This window comes from Streptomyces sp. NPDC056061 (genome assembly GCF_042266885.1).
In the GTDB taxonomy this organism is placed as follows: domain Bacteria; phylum Actinomycetota; class Actinomycetes; order Streptomycetales; family Streptomycetaceae; genus Streptomyces.
The window spans coordinates 50,967-67,811 of sequence record NZ_JBHJWQ010000004.1 but is presented as its reverse complement, the minus strand read 5'-3'; the positions used below and the strand labels follow the sequence as shown (position 1 = coordinate 67,811).

Here is a 16,845-nt window from a genome sequence, read left to right as displayed (position 1 = left end):
GTGTTCCGTGTTACGCGAAGGGCTCCGCGCACCCACCGTGCGCGGAGCCCTTCGCCGTTCGCCCGGCCGGGTGGTCAACGTGTTTACCGCCGCGAACGTCAGGATCGTCCTACGATGATGTTCTCGACCACACCCCTCAGGAGGCCCGCAATGTCTGCAGCAGCAGTCGAGCACCCCTGTGACGGTGAGCCGGAATCGCTCCTCGAAACGGCCAACAGCCTCATGGAGCAGCACCCGGGCTACCGTGTCGAGATCATCGGGGGCGTCATCACCGTGGCCCCACCCCCGGACGGCCCGCACGCGGACGCGTTGACCACAGTCATGATTCCCTTCCTGGCCGCAGGCCTCCACGGCGAGGAGACCAGAGTCCTTCAGGGAATCGGCCTGTGGCTGCCCGGCGGTCCCGAGGACTACGCCATCCCCGACCTCGCGATCGTCGATGCCGATCGTGACGATCATCTGATCGAGAACAACTGCTACGACCCCGCCGTCTTCCGGCTCGTGCTGGAGGTCACCTCCGGCAACTACAACAACGACCTGCGCAACAAGGTCGCCGCCTATGCCGAGGCCAAGATCCCGGTATACATGATCGTCGACCGCAAGCACGGCCGGCTGCACGTCCTGACCGAGCCCATGGGCGGCGGGTACGACAGCCACCAGGTGTACGCCCCCGGGCAGTCCGTCACGCTGCCCGAGTCGATCGGCACCCCCGTGACCCTGGACGTCGCCGAACTCGTCCGGGCCGGACGCCCCCGGCACTGATCCCCCCGGCCGGCCCGGAACCCGAACGCCCGCCCCGGGCCTTCCCGGTCAGCCGGCCGCCACCAGCACCTCCCGGAGCCGGGCTATGCCCGACGTCCATTCCTCGTTGTCCTCCCACAGCTCGCGCAGCTCGGAGTCGTCGCCGAGCACCGCGTCGAGGGCCTTCACCGCGAGCGGGCGCAGCTCCGCCGCCAGCACGGGCAGCGGCTTGTCGGGGCCGTAGGCCGTGGTGACAGCCTCCCCGCCCGGGCACTGGGAAGCGATCAGCGCCGCAGCCGCCACCGCTTCCGCCGCCTCGTCGCTGTCCAGGAAGCCCTCCGTGAGCGCGAATTCCAGGACGGTGCGGATCACGGTTTCCCGCTCGCTCTCGGGGGTGTCGTCCAGACGCCCCGAGAAGTCCGCGGCAGTGTCGTTGTCGAAGTGACCGGTGTCCCAGGTGCCCATGATGTCTCTCCACGCGAAGACGGGTGTCCACCGGTGAACTCCACCGGCGGACGCCATCCTCACACCCACCACTGACAGCGACGCCTCAGTACGCTTCCCGTCCCCGCTCCCAGCGCCGTTCGCCGTCGCACCACACCTCCGTGGGTACCAGTCCGGCCGCCGCGGCCACCGCGCCGGAAGCGGCGTGGTCCGGGTGGATATGGGCAACGACCGTACGCATCGCCGCCGTTCCCGTCCCCGTTCCCGCCCCGGTCAGATGGTTCACCAGCCCCGACGCCGCCTCCTTCGCGTACCCGCGCCCCTGCCACCGGGCCCCGACCACCCAGGCGATCTCCGCCATCGCGCCGGGGAGGTCCACCGTCGCCTGGACGTATCCGGCGAGACGGTCCTCGTCGCGTACCCGCAGCACCCAGTTCCACCACCGCACCCCCGGGTCCGGCGAGCCGGCGGTCTGGCGTTCGTAGCGGGCCCGCAGTGCGTCGACGGGCTCCGGGGCGCCTCCGGTGTACGTGTACAGGGCCGGATCACCGAGCACGGCCGCCATCTCGTCCGCGTGCGCGGGCCGGAGTGGCAGCGCGTCGAGCCGGAGGGTGGCGAAGGGCCGGGGCCCGTGGTCCGTCATGGCGCCCGACCCTATCCGCGCTCGACGGCCCGCGCCCCACCGCCCCGGCACCCCACCGGCTCGGGCTCCGGAACTCCGAGGACGCGTTCAGCTACCGGAACGACCACTTCGCGTTCGGCCTGCAACGGCTGCTCGACGGTTTCGAGGTGCTCGTCGAACGGCGGGCCGGAGCATGACGGGGCGGGCTCCGGGCGGCGGCGACGGCCGCCGGGCCCGGCCCTTCGGCCTCAGCCCTTCTTCCGCCGCCCCATGAACACCAGGAGGCCGATGCCCACGAGGACCAGCACGCCCGTCGCGCTCATGCCCTTCGTACCGATGCCGTCCCCGTCGGACGACTCCGAGGCGCTTCCACCGCGGGACGGCGACTTCCCGCCGCCGGTGTCCGTGCCGGTCTCCACCCGCACCACGTCGCTCCGCTCCCCCTCCGAGCCGAACATCAGGGCCGAGCCGTCCGCCGTGTACGTCACCGACTCGGCCTGCCGCTGGAGCGGGGCGCGGACGGCGTGGTCGGCGCCGAGCCTGCCGTTCTCGAAGACGTAGCCGCGGGCGCTGAAGTACGAGCGCAGCACGAGTTCCCCGCCGTCCGGCGAGAACGCCCCGTCGGTCACCCACGGCACCTCACCGACCCGCCGGAACACATTGGTGGAGCCGGTGGTGAGCCGCGCCGGGCCCTCGTACAGTCCGCCGCCGTCCTCGTTCTTCGACGCGATGTAGACCCGCCCGGTGACGGGATGGACCATCAGCGCCTCGGCGTTGCGCGGGCCGTCGGCGTACTTCACGTCGAACTGCGTGGCCCGGACCGTCGCGTCCCTCAGCTCCTTCGGCTCGGGGAACCGGTAGATCCAGACGTGGTCCCAGCTGCCGTTCAGGTTGTCGCCGATGTCCCCCACGTACAGGTTGCCGTCGGGTCCGAGCGAGATGGCCTCCACGTCGCGCGGGCGCCCCACCTCGCTCATGGTGATCGTCGCGACGGTCTTCCCGGTCCGGGAGTCGACGGCGTAGACGTACGGACCGTCGTCGCTGTCGTTGTGCGTCCAGTAGATGCCGGGGTGGGCGCGGCTGGCGGCGAGACCGCTGGACTCGGTGATCCGCGGGTCCTCGATCGTGAAGCTCCGGTCGGCTCCGCCCCCGTCCGCCGCGGCGGGGGCCGTCCCGGAGAGGAGGAGCAGCGCGGCGGCCGCGGACACAGTCAGGTACGAACGCATGGCACAAGTGTCCATCGTCACGTCACCGCCGGAGGGGCGATCGGCGGTGATCCGCGATGATGGCACCCATGCGTTTCACGTTTGTCGGCGACTCCATGACGATCGGCCGCGCCGGCGACTTCACCTGGCGCTACCGGATGTGGCAGCACCTCACCGGGGCCCTCGGCACCCCGTTCGAGATCGTCGGTCCGCGCGACGCGCTGTACGACACCGGGGCGGACGCCGCCGTCAGCCACGCGTACGGCGCACCGGACTTCCCCGCCGGGGCCCGCACCCATCTGGCCGGCTGGGGCGAGGGCTGGTTGCACATGGCCCCGGTGATCGCCGACACCGTCGCCGACCACCGCACGGACGTGCTGCTCGTCTCGCTCGGTCTGATAGACCTCGGGTTCTACACCGACAGCGGGCAGACCGCCCGGAACGCACGGGCGTTCATCGACGCCGCCCGCGACGCGAACCCGCGCGTGCGCATGGTGTTCCTGCCCGTGATACCGAACGTACGAGCCGAGTCGGACACGCTGTTCGCCGCCGAGTGCGAGCGTTTCAACGAACTCCTGGCGAAGGCCGTCGCCGATCTCGACGCCCCGGTGTCCCCGCTCCTGCTGGCCTCCCGGCCGACCGGTTACGACATCCACCGGGACACGTACGACGGGACGCACCCCGGTCCGGATGGCGAGCACAAGCTGGCGGCCGCGTTCGCCGACGCGATGCACCAGGCGTGGGGCCTGGGCGGCCCCTACACCCCTCGCCCGTAACGGCCGCCGCGCCTGCGGAAGCTCCCCCGTCCGCCGGGCGGCCTCCGCACGCGCGGTGGCCCCGGTCGGGTCAGGACGAGAGGATCATCGCCAGTGAGAGCCGGGTGAGTTCGTCGGTCAGCCACTCGGCGTCGACCTGCCGGGGGCGACGGCCGTGGTGGGCCATGAGTTCCTCCACGGCGTGGTTCAGCACCGTGACGGTCACCTTGTGGTCCCGGGGCACCGCCTCGCCGCGGCGCACGGCGCGCTCGGCCTCGCCGGTCAGGTGGTCGATCCACATCGCCCGCCAGGTGGCGAGGTGGTTGTCCACCTCCCGGCTCACCCCGAGGGCCTCGACGAACGCGACCCGGGCCGCGCACGGATCCTCGGTGACCGCCTTCACATATGCCTCGAAGAGCAGCCGGACCCGGACCTGGGTCGAGCAGTCCTCCATCCCCTCGGCCATCAGCGCGTTCTCGGCGGCACGCAGTCCGTGGATCGCGACCTCGTCGTAGATCGCCATCAGGAGCACCTCCCGCGAGACGAACTCCTGCCGGAACACGTGGACGGGCACCTTCGCGTGCTCGCACAGGTCCTCGATGCTCGTGTTCGCGTACCCGTACGCGGCGAACAACTGGCGCCCGACCCGCAGGAGCCGGTCCCGCGCACCCTGCCCCTCCGTCGCCTGCCCGGCAGCCCCGTTCCGCTGGTTCGCCACGACACCCACCATCGGTTCTCCTTCGTCGGTCCGTACCGCTGCGCACCCACTCTCCATGCTCGGCCCCGTCGGTGGGGTCTCCGCCACGCAGTGGGGCGCGCATGCGGCGGCGGCACGCCGGTCCGTCCGATCGCCCGGCGAATCGTTGTCGCCACGACGTCGAATTCCGGCCATGAAGGGGCCGGCCCGTCCGCGTGGACGCCGCACTGCTCCGGCATGTGCGTCACCCGCACGACGAGCCTTCACGAGGGTGACTCTAACGACACTCTGAGTCACGCCGGAGGTCAATGCGCAGATTCACCGGGGCCGGACGCGGACGGGCCCGAACGCGTGGCCGGACCTGTCGCGGACGCTCCCGCCGCGGCGGGGAATCGATGCGCGCGGAAGAGGGGAAAAACACCCCCGGGCGAGCCCGAGAAATCCCCCCGCATGCCCTTCCACCTGCATGTTGCTGCCCGATGAGGGGGATCCGGGGGGAGGTTGCCGTCCCGCTCGCGACCGCCCGCCGAACGCCCCGGAGCGGCTTCTGCCGCCGCCTTCGGACGCCTTCGGAACTGGGCTCGGACACCGGACGGACCTACGATTTCCCCCTCCGGAACGGCGGCCGGGACGGCGTCCGGGACGGGCTCGGCACGGAATCCAGCAGCGGGGAAGGGATCGGATCCACATGGACCGGAACATGCGCACGACGGACGACGTCCTCGGGCTTCTCGACGACCTGGTCTCACCGGAGGCCGACCGGTGGACGGCCGACGCGGCGTCCTGGTGGGACGGTTTCTACACGGACCGGACGCGGCCCGTCCCGTTCTTCGCGGCCGAGCCCGACGAGAACCTCGTCTCGTACGCGGCCCGCGGCCTGATCGCCCCGGGCCGCGCCCTGGACCTGGGCTGCGGCCCGGGGCGCAACGCCCTCCACCTGGCTTCCCTGGGCTTCGAGGTCGACGCGGTGGACCTGTCCCCGACGGCCGTCGCGTGGGCGCGGGAGCGGGCCGACGCGAGCGGGGCCGACGTCCGCTTCCACAGCGGCGACGCATTCGCCCTCACGGAGGACGAACTGACCGGGCCCTATGACCTGATCCACGACTCCGGCTGCTTCCACCACCTTCCGCCCCACCGCCGGATCAGCTATCTCGCACTCCTGGACCGCGTGCTCGCCCCCGGCGGACACCTCGCGCTCACCTGCTTCGCGGCAGGCGAAGGGGGCATGGGCTCCGAACTCCCCGACGCCGCCTTCTACGACGGAGGCGGCCTGCGCGGCGGGATCGCCTACACGCCCGAGGCCCTGCGCCGGATCTTCTCCGACCTGACGGAGGTCGAACTGCGCCGCATGAACGACGAACCGCCCGAGTCCCCGTACTTCGGCGAACCGTTCCTCTGGACGGCCCTGTTCCGCCGCCCGTGAGCGGGGAACGGGCCGGGGACGGCGCGGAGTCGGCGGTCCGGGGCCGGGGCGGGACCGGCCGGTCGAGGACGGACGACGCGGGGTCGGCGGTCGGGGGCGGCCTGTCGGCCGGCCCACGTGCCGGCCCGGTTCAGCCCCGCTGCGGCGGCGCTGCGAACGCGAGGTCCGAGGCGCGCGCGATGACGTCGAGCTCGCTGCCGAGCGCCCACTCGGCGACCCGTGAGACCGCCGCGGCCGGGATCGCCCCGCTGATCCCGGGGGCCGCCGGGATGTCGTGCGTCGCATGGGCGTCGTGCGGCATCACGACCCGGTAGCCCCGCGCCAGGGCCGTGCGCGCGGTCGCCTGGACGCACATCTCGGACATCACCCCGCACACGGCGAGCGCCCGCACCCCCGCGTCGGCCAACAGACCGCCCAGCGGCGTCCCGTGGAAACCGTCGTCCTCGGTCTTGCGGATCACGACCTCCGCGGGTCCCGCCTCGACGGGGTGGTGGAGATCCCAACCGGGCGTGCCGGGTTCGTCGCCCGCCCCGGGCGCGCCGTCGTTCTGGATGTGCACGACCAGCGCGCCGCCCGTACGCGCCCGGGCGATCAGGTCGGCGGTACGGTCGACGAGCCGGGCCGCCTCGGGCACCGCCCTCTCGCCCCGGACGGCGGCGCGCTGGACATCCACGACGAGCAGGGCCTCAACCGGCCTCACGGAAATGGTCATTGGGACATCCTGCCGCCGCGCGACCGGAAACGCGACAGAAAACCCGACGGCCCGGGACCGGGGCCGCGGACTCCGGTCCCGTCACTCCTTCTTCGTCCCGCACTGCTCCAGGTCCGGCTTCTTCGGCACCCCCTGGTGGAGCAGCGGCTGGAGATACTCCTGGTACAGGCCCTCCCAGCGGCCGTCCTGCATGATCTTGCCCAGGGCGGCGCACACCTCCGCCTTCAGCCTCTTCTCCTTGGGCTGCATCGCCACGCCGTAGCCCTCCGTGCCCCCGTCGCTCGGCAGCAACCGCAACTGCTTCGGATGCTTCCGGACGAAACCGGCGACGATGACGTCGTCCGTGCTCACCGCGTAGACCCCGGAGTTCGTGTCCCGCAGGCGGGACTCACAGGTCTCGTAGCTGCCCGGCAACGGCTTCGTCACCGTGAACCCGTCCCTGGGCAGCGTGTCGGCGTACGTCGACTTCTGGGCGGTGCACACCTCCAGGCCGTAGCGGATCAGGTCGCTGGAGTCCTTGATCGTGTAGAGCTTCGACGTCTTCCGCACCAGGAAACCCCGGTTGACGGCGTAGTACGGACCGGCGAAGGCGACCGGGGGCTCCGTGGACTTCGCGCTCATCCGCTTGTCCGTGATGCTGTAGGTGGCGATCACCAGATCCACCTTTCCGGACGCCAGGAAACTGCTCCGGTTCCGGGTGTCCACGGCCACGAACTCGACCTTGCTCTCCGCGTATCCCATGTCGTGCGCGATCTGGAGGGCCAACGCCACCTCGTACCCCCGGTACGGCCGCTCGGCGTCCCCGGTGCTCTCGCTCAATCCGGGCTGGTCCTCCTTGACTCCGATCCTCAGCATCGAGTGCGCCGACCGGTACGTGGGGATCTCCGTGCCCCGTCCCGGTACGACGGGCGGCTTCGCGGTGTCGTCGTGCCGCGACCGGTCCACGGCATACCAGCCGACACCGGCCAGCAGGGCGGCGCACACGACCGCGACCCCGGCCTTCCGCCACGAACCGCTCCGCGCCGGCGGCACCCCGCCGGCCTCGGGCACCGCCACGCCCGGCCGCGCCGGCACACCCGGCTCGGACGCCACGGATTCGGACGCCACCGGTTCGGACGCCACCGGTTCGGACGCCACCGGTTCGGACGCCACCGGTTCGGACGCCACCGGTTCGGACGATACGGGTTCGGACGCTTCGGGTTCCTGCGGACGGGCGGGTTCCTGCGGACGGGCGGGTTCCTGCGGACGGGCGGCAGCGGCTCCGTGCACCGGCGCCGCGCCCCCCTCTCGGACGATCGCCCGCAGCATCGCCTCCGCCTCCGCCGCGGACAGACGCCGATCGGGGTCCCTGCGCAGCAAGCCCTCCACGACCGCGGTCAGCGATCCGCCGTACCGCAGACGCGGCAGCGGCGACTCGCAGACGGCGACCAGGAACTCCACCGGGGACAGCCCGTCGAAGGGGGTCCTGCCCTCGACCATCTCGAACAGGGTGACGCCCAGCGCCCACAAGTCGGACGCCGGTGTCGCCACCCGTGGCCGGCCCGACGAGCTGTCGATCAGTTCGGGCGCGAGGTACTTCATCGTGCCGACAAGTTCCCCGGAACGCGTCACGGGGACGGCGCCGTCGAAGGTGGCGATCCCGAAGTCCGTCAGGATCGCGAACTCGTCCGGTCCGAACAGGACGTTGTGCGGCTTCACGTCCCGGTGGACGACTCCGGCGTCGTGCACGGCCCGCAGCCCGCGCAGCACCTGGAGGCCGATCCTGGCCGTCCGGTGCACCGTCAGCTGGTATTCCTCGCGCAGCAGATCGGCGAGCGAATGGGCGTTGAGCAGCTCCATCACGACCCAGATCTGGCTGTCGGTCTCGACCCTGTCGTGGACCGCCACCACGTTCTGGTGCTTGATCCTGGCGATGGCCTCCGCCTCGCGCCGCGCCCGCTGCATGAGCTGCGCGTGCGTGACGGACCCGGGGGCGTCCCGGTCGAGCAGGCTCTTCACCGCCACCTTGCGGTTCAGACGCGTGTCCAGGGCCTCCCAGACCTCGCCCATCCCGCCGTGTCCGAGTCGGCGCAGCAACTGGTAGCGGGCGTCGATCATCTCGTAGGGCGCGGCGGCCTCCTCCGACGGTGACGGCGCCTCGGGGCCGGTCGCCCGGACGCGGCCGTCCTGTCCCGGGACGTCGTTCGTCCGCTCCTCGGCCCCGCCGCCGTTCCACTCGTCGTTCGTGCCTCGGTCCGCCGTGTCGTCGCCGTGCATGCGACCCCCTGTGCACTCCATGGATCAACCCGGGCTCAGACTAAGGGCTGTCCCGCAGTCCCCGGCGGCGTGCGCGACGACATCTGCGGCACCTCCCCGCGGCACAGTTGTGATTGAGCCATGCCCATCGGTTCGGGGCCGAATATCGTCGATACACGCGGCACATCCATGGAGCGCGCCACTCCGTTTCACTCCGGCACTCCACCGCCCACCTGCCGGTGAGGGCCTGTCATTTCGCGCCCGGCCCTGCTCCGTAGGGTGTGGGTCATGCCCGACGAATCTCCCCTGATCCAGAGCATGCGCACCGCCGTGGCCGCGGCGCCCGCCGACGTGCCCCTGCGCCTGCATCTCGCCGAACTGCTCCTCGGCGAGGGGCTCGGTGAGGCGGCCGTCGCCGAGGCCGCCGTCGCCCTGCAGCACGCGCCCGGCGACGCGGGTGCCCGCGCCCTCATGATGCGGGCGATGGGACTGCCCGCCCCGGCCGGCCCACCGGCGGTGCCGACGCAGGGGCAGGTGACGACGGAGGGGCCGCAGGCACCGGGCGGAGCGGCCGAGGCCGGGCAGCGGCAGGAAACCGCCGCGCACGGGCCGGAGGGTACCGGGGGAGCCGGGGCCGTACGGGAACAGGACGCCGCCGTACGGGAGCAGGACGCCGCCGCGCGGGACGCCGGAGGCCCCGCCGGGGAGCCGGGGCCGCCCGCCGCTCCCGCATCTTCCACCGATCCCGCACCGCCCGCGGGTTTCGACTGGGCGGCTGCCGAGAACGAGGTCGGCGACGCCGTCCCGCCGCGCTTCGTCGCCCCGTCCCCGTCCCCCGGCCGGGGCGCCACCGGCCCGGGTGCCGGACCCGCCGTACCCGGCGCCCCGCTCGCCGCCGACGGCACCGGTGACCCCGGGGACGCCACCGCGTGGGACGTCGACACCCCCGGCTCCGTCACCCTTGCCGACGTCGGCGGGATGCAGGAGGTCAAGGACCGCCTCGAAGCCGCGTTCCTGGCGCCCATGCGCAACCCCGAACTGGGCAGGCTGTACGGAAAGAGCCTGCGCGGCGGGCTGTTGCTGTACGGGCCGCCCGGCTGCGGCAAGACGTTCATCGCCCGCGCCGTCGCCGGTGAGCTCGGGGCGAGCTTCCTGTCCGTGTCCATCAACGACGTGCTCGACATTTGGATGGGCAACTCCGAGCGCAACATGCACGAGGTGTTCGAGACGGCCCGCCGCCGGGCGCCCTGCGTGCTGTTCCTCGACGAGGTCGACGCGCTCGGCGCCAAGCGGAGCCGTATGCAGCACGGCGGGATGCGCACCACCGTCAACCAGTTGCTCACCGAACTGGACGGGGTCGACGGTTCCAACGAGGGGGTGTTCGTGCTCGCCGCGACCAACGTCCCCTGGGACGTGGACATCGCGCTGCGCCGCCCCGGGCGCCTCGACCGCACCCTCCTCGTGCTGCCGCCGGACGCGGCGGCCCGCGAGGCGATCCTCCGCTACCACCTGCGGGACCGGCCGATCGAATCCGTCGACCTGGGCAAGCTGGTCAAGGTCACCGAGGACCTGTCGGGTGCCGATCTGGCGCATCTGTGCGAGTCCGCGTCCGAGCGCGCGCTGCTCGACTCGGCCCGGACCGGAGTGGTCCGGATGATCAACATGAAGGATCTGCTGGGCGCGGCCAAGGAGGTGCGGCCGTCCACCGATCCGTGGTTCGCCTCGGCGCGCAATGTGGCGATGTTCGCCAACGAGGGCGGAATGTATGACGAGTTGCTCACCTATCTGAAGAAGAAGCGCAAGCTGTGACCGCGTCCCGGAACGTGTTGACCGAGCAGGCGAGTGCCCTGTACTCGCTGGGCCGCATCGACGAGGCGAAGGCCCTTCTGGCGAAGCAACTGACGGCGAGTCCCGAGGATTTCCGGGGCTGGACCGAACTGGGCCGCTGCCATTACCGGCTCGACGACCACGAGCAGGCGTTGATGGCGGCGGCGGCCGCGCTCTCGCTCGAACCCGGGTACGTCGACGCGCTGATCGTCCGGGCGTACGCGCTGCGCCGGCTGGCGCGCATCGACGAATGCCTCGCGACGGCGCAGGAGGCGGTGCGGATCGCGCCGCAGCTCTGGCAGACGCACGCGGCGCGCGCCGAGGCGCTCAACGCCTGGCAGCCGCGCTGGCCGGAGGTGCTGGAGGCGGCGCAGGAGGCGGTGCGGCTGGCGCCGGAGGAGACCGGGGCGCACTACGCGCTGTGGAAGGCGGCGACGCTGAACGGACGGAGCGACCTCACCGATCTCGCGGTGCGCGAGATGCTGCGCATCGACCCGAACGACTCCTTCGCGCTGGACCGGCGGACGGAGAAGGAACTCGCCACGCCCGGAATGCGGAACGGCCGGCGCGCGGAGGTGTACGCGTCGGCGCTCGCCGCCGATCCCGCGTCGGACCGCATGCGCGCGGGGCTGGACGGCGCCGTGTTCCAGATGTTGCGCGGCACCCGGTGGCTCGCCGTGCTGAGCCTGCTGCTGGCAGGGGTGGCGGTCGATCTGTTCCCGTCCGAGGACGACATCCGCGAACTGCCGCTGCCGCTGGGCACCCGGGTCTACGTGCTGCTGCTGATCGGGCTGCTCTGGGCGTTCGGCGCCTGGCGGCGCTACCGGAAGATGCGTGCGGGGGTACGACTGAGCGTCCGGTCGCTGCTGCGGCGGATGTTCTGGGCGCGGCTGGTGCTGGTTCAGGCGGTGCTGGGAACGCTGTGCGCGGTGATCATCGTGGCGGTGCCGTGGACCGCGCGGGATGCTCCGCAGGTGGTGTTCTGGGCGGGCCTCGCACCGACGCTGCTGACGATCTGGTTCGACCGGCCGCGCACCCGCTGAGCCCGGGGCCGGACCCCGGCCGCGCAGCCGCTGCACTCAGCGACGCATCCGCCGGCCCCGTCGGCCCGCACGCCGGCCCCGACGCGCTCAGAGGTCCGCGAAGCGCTCCCCGCACCGACTGCAGAACACCGGCTCCGGGTCCGCCGAGAGCCGCCCGCACGCGGGGCACACCCGGTCCAGCAGGCAGGGGCCCTCGCCGCCCTCGTGCACCGCGGGACGCTCCGCGGGTGCGGCCGCCGACTTGATCGTGAGGCCGGGCCGACGGCGGTGGACGGTCAGGTACGCCAGTCCGTCCGGCCCCGCGACGAGGGCGCGGCGGGAGGTGCGGGGCAGCCAGAACACGGTCGTGGGGGCGAGGTCCAGTGCCGCGCCGCCGCAGACGGCCCGGCCACTGCCCGCGACGACGATCAGGAGGACGTCCAGCACGTCCTCCTGGTGCTCTCCGACTTCGGCGCCCGGCGGAAGGCGTACCAGGTTCGCATCCAATTCCCGGCCGGATTCGGCAAGTTGCCACAGAGCGCCGCGGTCTTCGGGAGCGGCGGCGGCCAGCAGTTCGTCGAGTACGGTCAGTACCCGGGGCACGGAGTTCACGGCGCTCAGGCTACGCCCGGCGGGCCCGCGGGGCTCCCCTCCGCCCGCCGCACCACCCCTCCCGCGGCCACCCGGCCCCCGGGGCCGCGGAACCGCAGAGCACAGACCGCAAAGCACAGACCGCAGACCGCAGGAGCCTCAGCACACCATGGAACGCGAAACCGACGGAACGTACCCGCCGATCGAGCCGTACGCGTACGGCATGCTCGACGTCGGGGAGGGCAACCACGTGTACTGGGAGGTCTGCGGAAACCCGGACGGCAAACCGGCGGCCGTCGTGCACGGCGGTCCGGGCTCGGGCTGCACCGCGCGACAGCGGCAGTACTTCGACCCGGAGCGGTACCGCGTCGTCCTCTTCGACCAGCGCGGCTGCGGCCGTTCCACCCCGCACGCCGCCGACCCGGCCACCGACATGCGGTTCAACACCACCGACCGGCTGATCGCCGACATGGAGCGGCTGCGCGTCCACCTCGGGATCGAGACGTGGCTGCTGTACGGCGGGTCCTGGGGGTCGACACTGATCCTCGCCTACGCCGAGCAGCATCCGGAGCGGGTCTCCGAGATCGTGATCCCGGCCGTCACGACGACCAGGCGTTCCGAGATCGACTGGCTGTACCGGGGCGCCGGGCAGATCTTCCCCGAGGCGTGGGACCGGTTCCGGGCCGGTGTGCCGGAGGCCGCGGACGACGCGACACCGGGCGTACTCGCCGCGTACGCCCGCCGGACGGAGCATCCCGACGCCGCGGTGCGGGACCGGGCGACGGCCGACTGGTGTGCCTGGGAGGACGCGGTGCTCTCCCAGGAGGCGTACACCGGGCCGTCACCGTACAGCGGACGCCCCGGCCGGGCCCGGCAGGCTCTGGTGCGGATCTGCTCGCACTACTTCTCCCGGGGCGCCTGGCTGGAGGAGGGGCAACTGATCCGGGACGCGGGGCGGCTGGCGGGGATTCCCGGCGTGCTGGTGCACGGCAGGTTCGACCTGGGCGGTCCGCTGATCACCGCCTGGGAGCTGGCGAAGGCGTGGCCCGACGCGGAACTCGTGGTGATCGACGACGCGGGTCATCTGGGCGGTACGGAAACCCGCCGCGTGGTACAGGCAGCCCTCGACCGATTCGCGGTGCCCGGGGACGAGCCCCGGCCGTGACGGCCGCGGGAGCCCACGGACGAGCGGAGGGACCGGAACCGGCGAGCAGGAGCCACAACCCGGGGGGCGAGGGTCCGCGCCGTGCCCGATGGGCAACCATGTAGCCCTTGATACGCATGAGTTGATCGGGTAACGACCGGTGCGTGACGAGATCGTCGACGGCAGGTACCGGCCGGCGGAGAGGATCGGCTCCGGCGGCATGGGCCAGGTGTGGCGGGCCGTGGACGAACGCATCGGTCGCGGTGAAGGTGCTCTCCCCCGTCGGCGAGGACACCTCCGCGAGCCGGTTCGCCCGTGAGGCGCGGCTGGTGGGCGGGACCACGGGCGCCACGAGCGGTCGTGCCGGACCGTCGGCGTCCGCGGCACCGGAACCGGAACCGGCCGCGGATCCGACGGGCACGGCGGCGGCAGCCGCGACGGCCTCCCTCGCCCCGCCGAACCGCCCCGTTCCGCACACCGACCCGTCCGGTGCCCAGCCCTGGCCCTGGCCCTCCGCCCCGCACGCGCACGGCGTCCCGGCACCCGCTCCGTTCTCCCCGACTCCCGTGCCCCGGCCGAACGGCCGCGCGGCGCCGCGCGGCCGCAGCACGACGGCGCCCCCGCCCGGTCCGCCACCGCGTGTTGGCCGGCCGGTGCGGTGACGGCGCTCGTCCCCCTCGTCCTGCTGCTCACCTGCACCCCGGTCCACGTCCCCGCGGCGCCGGCCGTCTCCGCGTCGGCGTTCCCGGTCGGCATGATCCGCGCCCGCGCGCTCGCCCGGCTCCTCGGCCGAACGGCAGGCCGCCGACCCGGCGGATCGGCGTCGCGTCCGTGGATACGGCCCTGGGCCCGATCACGGCGGTCGCCACCCCGCGGCCCGAGCGCCGATCACCCCCCACATAACGCCCACAACCCACGCACATGGCATGCTGTGGCTCCGCTGCAGGCGCGCAACCGTACTCGTACCCCCCACCGGTCCGGACCTGACCACCCGTCGCATGTCGCAGCACTCGATGAACCACATGTCCGAGACGACCCCGGGGTACGACTTGAGAACGCGAAGAAGAGTCTGGCTCACAGCTGCCACCGCCACCGCCGCCGTGGCTGGTGTCCTGGTCTTCGAGGGGGTGAAGGACACCTCCCCGGCGGACACCGACGCCAAGTCCGGCCCGGCCGTCGCCGATGTGCGCACGACCGCGCTGAAGATCGCGGACGACGGTACGTCCGCCTCCCTCGGCAGGCGGGACACCGCACCGTTCAGCATGCTGGGCGTCACCTGGACCGACCCGTCGGCCGAGGTCGACGGCACCGTGGAGGTGCGGACCCGCTCGGCCGCCGACGGGACGTGGACGCCCTGGCTGCCGCTCGGGACCGACCTGGACGCACGCACGGAAGCCGGCCGGTCCGGCGTCCGCGGCAGCACCGAGCCGCGCTGGGTCGGCCCGTCCGACGGTGTCGAGGTACGGGTCGACACGGGCGGCAAGATATCCACGAAGCTGCCCGCAGGACTGCGGCTCGACACCGTGGACCCGGGCCGGAGCACGCCGAACCCGCAGCCTGCCGCCTTCGCCGCCGACCTGCCCGCGGCGGACGGCGCGGCGAACACCGCATCGGACGGCACCTCGGACGGCACGTCGGACCCGACGTCCACGCCGTCCGCCGATCCCTCGGACCCGGGCACGCCCGAGCCTCCCGCACCCGGTGACGGCACGGCCACGTCCGACGACGCGGCCACCCCGACCGCCCCGCCCGTCGGCACCGCCCCGGCCCCGCAGTCGCCCACGCCCCCGGCGAACACCGCCCCCGCCCCGTCCGCGACCGCGACCCCGACGCAGACGGCGCAGCCCGGCCCGCCGTCGACCGTGCCACGGCCCCCGATCGTCTCGCGGGCCGGCTGGGGCGCCGACGAGTCGATCAGCCCCGAGGCGCCCGAGTACCTGAACACCGTCAAGGCCGTCTTCGTCCACCACACCGCCGAGACCAACAACTACTCCTGCGCCGACTCCGCGGCGATCGTGCGCGGCCTGTACGCGTTCCACGTCAAGGCCAACGGCTGGAAGGACCTCGGCTACAACTTCGTCGTCGACAAGTGCGGGACGGTCTTCGAGGGCCGCAAGGGCGGCGTCGACCGGCCGGTCTTCGGCGCGCACACCTACGGCTTCAACCGGGACACCGCCGGTATCGCGGTCATCGGCACGTACACCGACACCACCGCCCCCACCGCGGCCACCACCGCGGTGGCCCGGGTCGCCGCGTGGAAGCTCGGCCAGTACAAGGTCGACCCGGCGGGCAGCACCCTGCTCACCGCGGGAGCCACCGGCAACAACTTCGTCGGCACCAGGTTCGCCGTCGGCACGAAGTACACCTTCAGGACCGTCTCCGGCCACCGCGACGGCTTCAACACCCAGTGCCCCGGCACCAAGCTGTACGGGCAGCTGCCCGCGATCCGCAGCCTCGCCGCAGGCCCCGTCACCGGACTCGCCGTCACATCGGTGACCGGCGCCGGGCTCTCGGGCACGACGTACTACACCACGTCCGCGATCACCGTCGGCTGGAAGTCGACGACCCCGGCCGCGTTCGTCTCCCGGTACGAGCTGCTGGTCGACGGCAAGGCCGTCGCGACCACCGCGGGCACCGCCACCTCGGCCAAGGCCGTGCTCGCCGTCGGTACCCACACGGTCCAGGTGCGCGCCACCCACCAGTCGGGCAAGGTCACCACGTCCGCGGCGGCCACCGTCGTCGCCGAGCGCACCGCCCCCACCTTCCCCACCAAGCCGAACCTGGCCCTGCGCACCGGCACCGTGAACACCGCCGCCGTCCCGCTCACCCTGAAGTGGCGGGCGACCGACGCCGCCGCGCTGAAGGAGGTCCGGCTCACCGCCCCGGTCGCCAGGACCTACGGGCCGACGGTCACCAGCGCCGCGCACACCGCCAAGTCCGGCGTGGCCACCAACTGGGCCATGACCGCGTACGACCGGGCGGGCAACACCGCCGCCGCATCGGTCTCCGGCACGCCGGTCATCCTCCAGGAGAGCGCGGCGACGAGGACCGGAACCTGGACCACGAAGTCCTCGTCCAACTACCTGGGCGGCAAGTCGTACTCCAGCTCGGCCGCGAACGCCTCCCTGACCTGGACGTTCACCGGCCGCTCGGTCGCCCTCGTCGCGTCCCGGGCATCCACCTCCGGACAGGTCTACGTCTACGTGGACGGCAAGAAGGTCTCCACGATGGACCTGAAGTCCGCCACCACCAAGTACCGCGACGCGCTGTGGACGACGAACTGGTCCGGCAGCGCCAAGCACACCGTCAAGATCGTCGTGGTCGGCACGAAGGGCCGACCGGCGATCACCACCGACGGCATCGTCTACCTGAAGTAGGCGCGGCGGCCCCGTCCGCGCACGCGACCGTGCCCGCCGTCCCGGTGTTC

14 protein-coding genes are annotated in these 16,845 nt (G+C 72.6%); 7 read left to right on the top strand and 7 right to left on the bottom strand.

Annotated features, from left to right (window positions below; genetic code table 11):
- Window positions 1-150: 150 nt before the first annotated feature.
- Complete coding sequence (locus tag ACFC79_RS08360) at window positions 151-762, top strand: Uma2 family endonuclease (RefSeq protein WP_376236832.1); 612 nt, start codon at window positions 151-153, stop codon at window positions 760-762.
- 48 nt (window positions 763-810) lie between these two features.
- On the opposite strand, the gene ACFC79_RS08355 is transcribed toward ACFC79_RS08360, so the two are convergent.
- From ACFC79_RS08355 to ACFC79_RS08345, 3 genes are all read right to left on the bottom strand, one after another.
- Window positions 811-1,206 (bottom strand): DUF4259 domain-containing protein, encoded by a 396-nt coding sequence (locus ACFC79_RS08355; protein WP_376236829.1) that lies wholly within the window; start codon window positions 1,204-1,206, stop codon window positions 811-813.
- An 85-nt stretch (window positions 1,207-1,291) separates the two neighbouring features.
- A complete protein-coding gene (locus tag ACFC79_RS08350; RefSeq protein WP_376236826.1) occupies window positions 1,292-1,828 on the bottom strand; it encodes a GNAT family N-acetyltransferase in 537 nt (178 codons plus the stop codon).
- A 227-nt stretch (window positions 1,829-2,055) separates the two neighbouring features.
- Window positions 2,056-3,033, bottom strand: a complete 978-nt coding sequence (locus tag ACFC79_RS08345; protein ID WP_376236824.1) for a WD40 repeat domain-containing protein — start codon at window positions 3,031-3,033, stop codon at window positions 2,056-2,058.
- Between the two features lie 68 nt (window positions 3,034-3,101).
- On the opposite strand from ACFC79_RS08345, the gene ACFC79_RS08340 reads away from it, so the two are divergent.
- Window positions 3,102-3,788 (top strand): GDSL-type esterase/lipase family protein, encoded by a 687-nt coding sequence (locus ACFC79_RS08340; protein WP_376236822.1) that lies wholly within the window; start codon window positions 3,102-3,104, stop codon window positions 3,786-3,788.
- A gap of 70 nt (window positions 3,789-3,858) precedes the next feature.
- Here ACFC79_RS08340 and ACFC79_RS08335 read toward each other — a convergent pair whose 3' ends face one another.
- Complete coding sequence (locus ACFC79_RS08335; RefSeq protein ID WP_376236820.1) at window positions 3,859-4,497, bottom strand: TetR/AcrR family transcriptional regulator; 639 nt, start codon at window positions 4,495-4,497, stop codon at window positions 3,859-3,861.
- 655 nt (window positions 4,498-5,152) lie between these two features.
- On the opposite strand from ACFC79_RS08335, the gene ACFC79_RS08330 reads away from it, so the two are divergent.
- The gene (locus ACFC79_RS08330; protein ID WP_376236818.1) at window positions 5,153-5,887 is read left to right on the top strand and encodes a class I SAM-dependent methyltransferase; all 735 of its coding nucleotides are present in this window, start codon (window positions 5,153-5,155) and stop codon (window positions 5,885-5,887) included.
- Window positions 5,888-6,017: 130 nt separating this feature from the next.
- Here the strand turns inward: ACFC79_RS08330 and ACFC79_RS08325 are convergent, their stop codons facing one another.
- Complete coding sequence (locus tag ACFC79_RS08325; protein ID WP_376236816.1) at window positions 6,018-6,599, bottom strand: cysteine hydrolase family protein; 582 nt, start codon at window positions 6,597-6,599, stop codon at window positions 6,018-6,020.
- Between the two features lie 81 nt (window positions 6,600-6,680).
- A complete protein-coding gene (locus tag ACFC79_RS08320) occupies window positions 6,681-8,855 on the bottom strand; it encodes a protein kinase (protein ID WP_376236813.1) in 2,175 nt (724 codons plus the stop codon).
- A 267-nt stretch (window positions 8,856-9,122) separates the two neighbouring features.
- Between ACFC79_RS08320 and ACFC79_RS08315 the strand changes: the two genes are divergently transcribed.
- Together ACFC79_RS08315 and ACFC79_RS08310 are read left to right on the top strand one after the other, a co-directional pair.
- Window positions 9,123-10,643, top strand: coding sequence for an AAA family ATPase (locus tag ACFC79_RS08315; RefSeq protein WP_376236811.1), 1,521 nt, complete (start codon window positions 9,123-9,125; stop codon window positions 10,641-10,643).
- Window positions 10,640-11,704 (top strand): translation initiation factor IF-2, encoded by a 1,065-nt coding sequence (locus tag ACFC79_RS08310; protein ID WP_376236808.1) that lies wholly within the window; start codon window positions 10,640-10,642, stop codon window positions 11,702-11,704. The genes ACFC79_RS08315 and ACFC79_RS08310 overlap by 4 nt, the downstream gene beginning before the upstream one ends.
- A gap of 87 nt (window positions 11,705-11,791) precedes the next feature.
- Here ACFC79_RS08310 and ACFC79_RS08305 read toward each other — a convergent pair whose 3' ends face one another.
- Window positions 11,792-12,295 carry a cupin domain-containing protein gene (locus ACFC79_RS08305; RefSeq protein WP_376236806.1) on the bottom strand — a complete coding sequence of 168 codons (504 nt, stop codon included), beginning with the start codon at window positions 12,293-12,295 and terminating at the stop codon, window positions 11,792-11,794.
- Between the two features lie 148 nt (window positions 12,296-12,443).
- Between ACFC79_RS08305 and pip the strand changes: the two genes are divergently transcribed.
- On the top strand, window positions 12,444-13,439 hold the full coding sequence (pip, locus tag ACFC79_RS08300; protein WP_376236804.1) for a prolyl aminopeptidase: 996 nt from the start codon (window positions 12,444-12,446) through the stop codon (window positions 13,437-13,439).
- A 1,001-nt stretch (window positions 13,440-14,440) separates the two neighbouring features.
- Complete coding sequence (locus tag ACFC79_RS08295; RefSeq protein WP_376236802.1) at window positions 14,441-16,795, top strand: N-acetylmuramoyl-L-alanine amidase; 2,355 nt, start codon at window positions 14,441-14,443, stop codon at window positions 16,793-16,795.
- Window positions 16,796-16,845 lie beyond the last annotated feature (50 nt).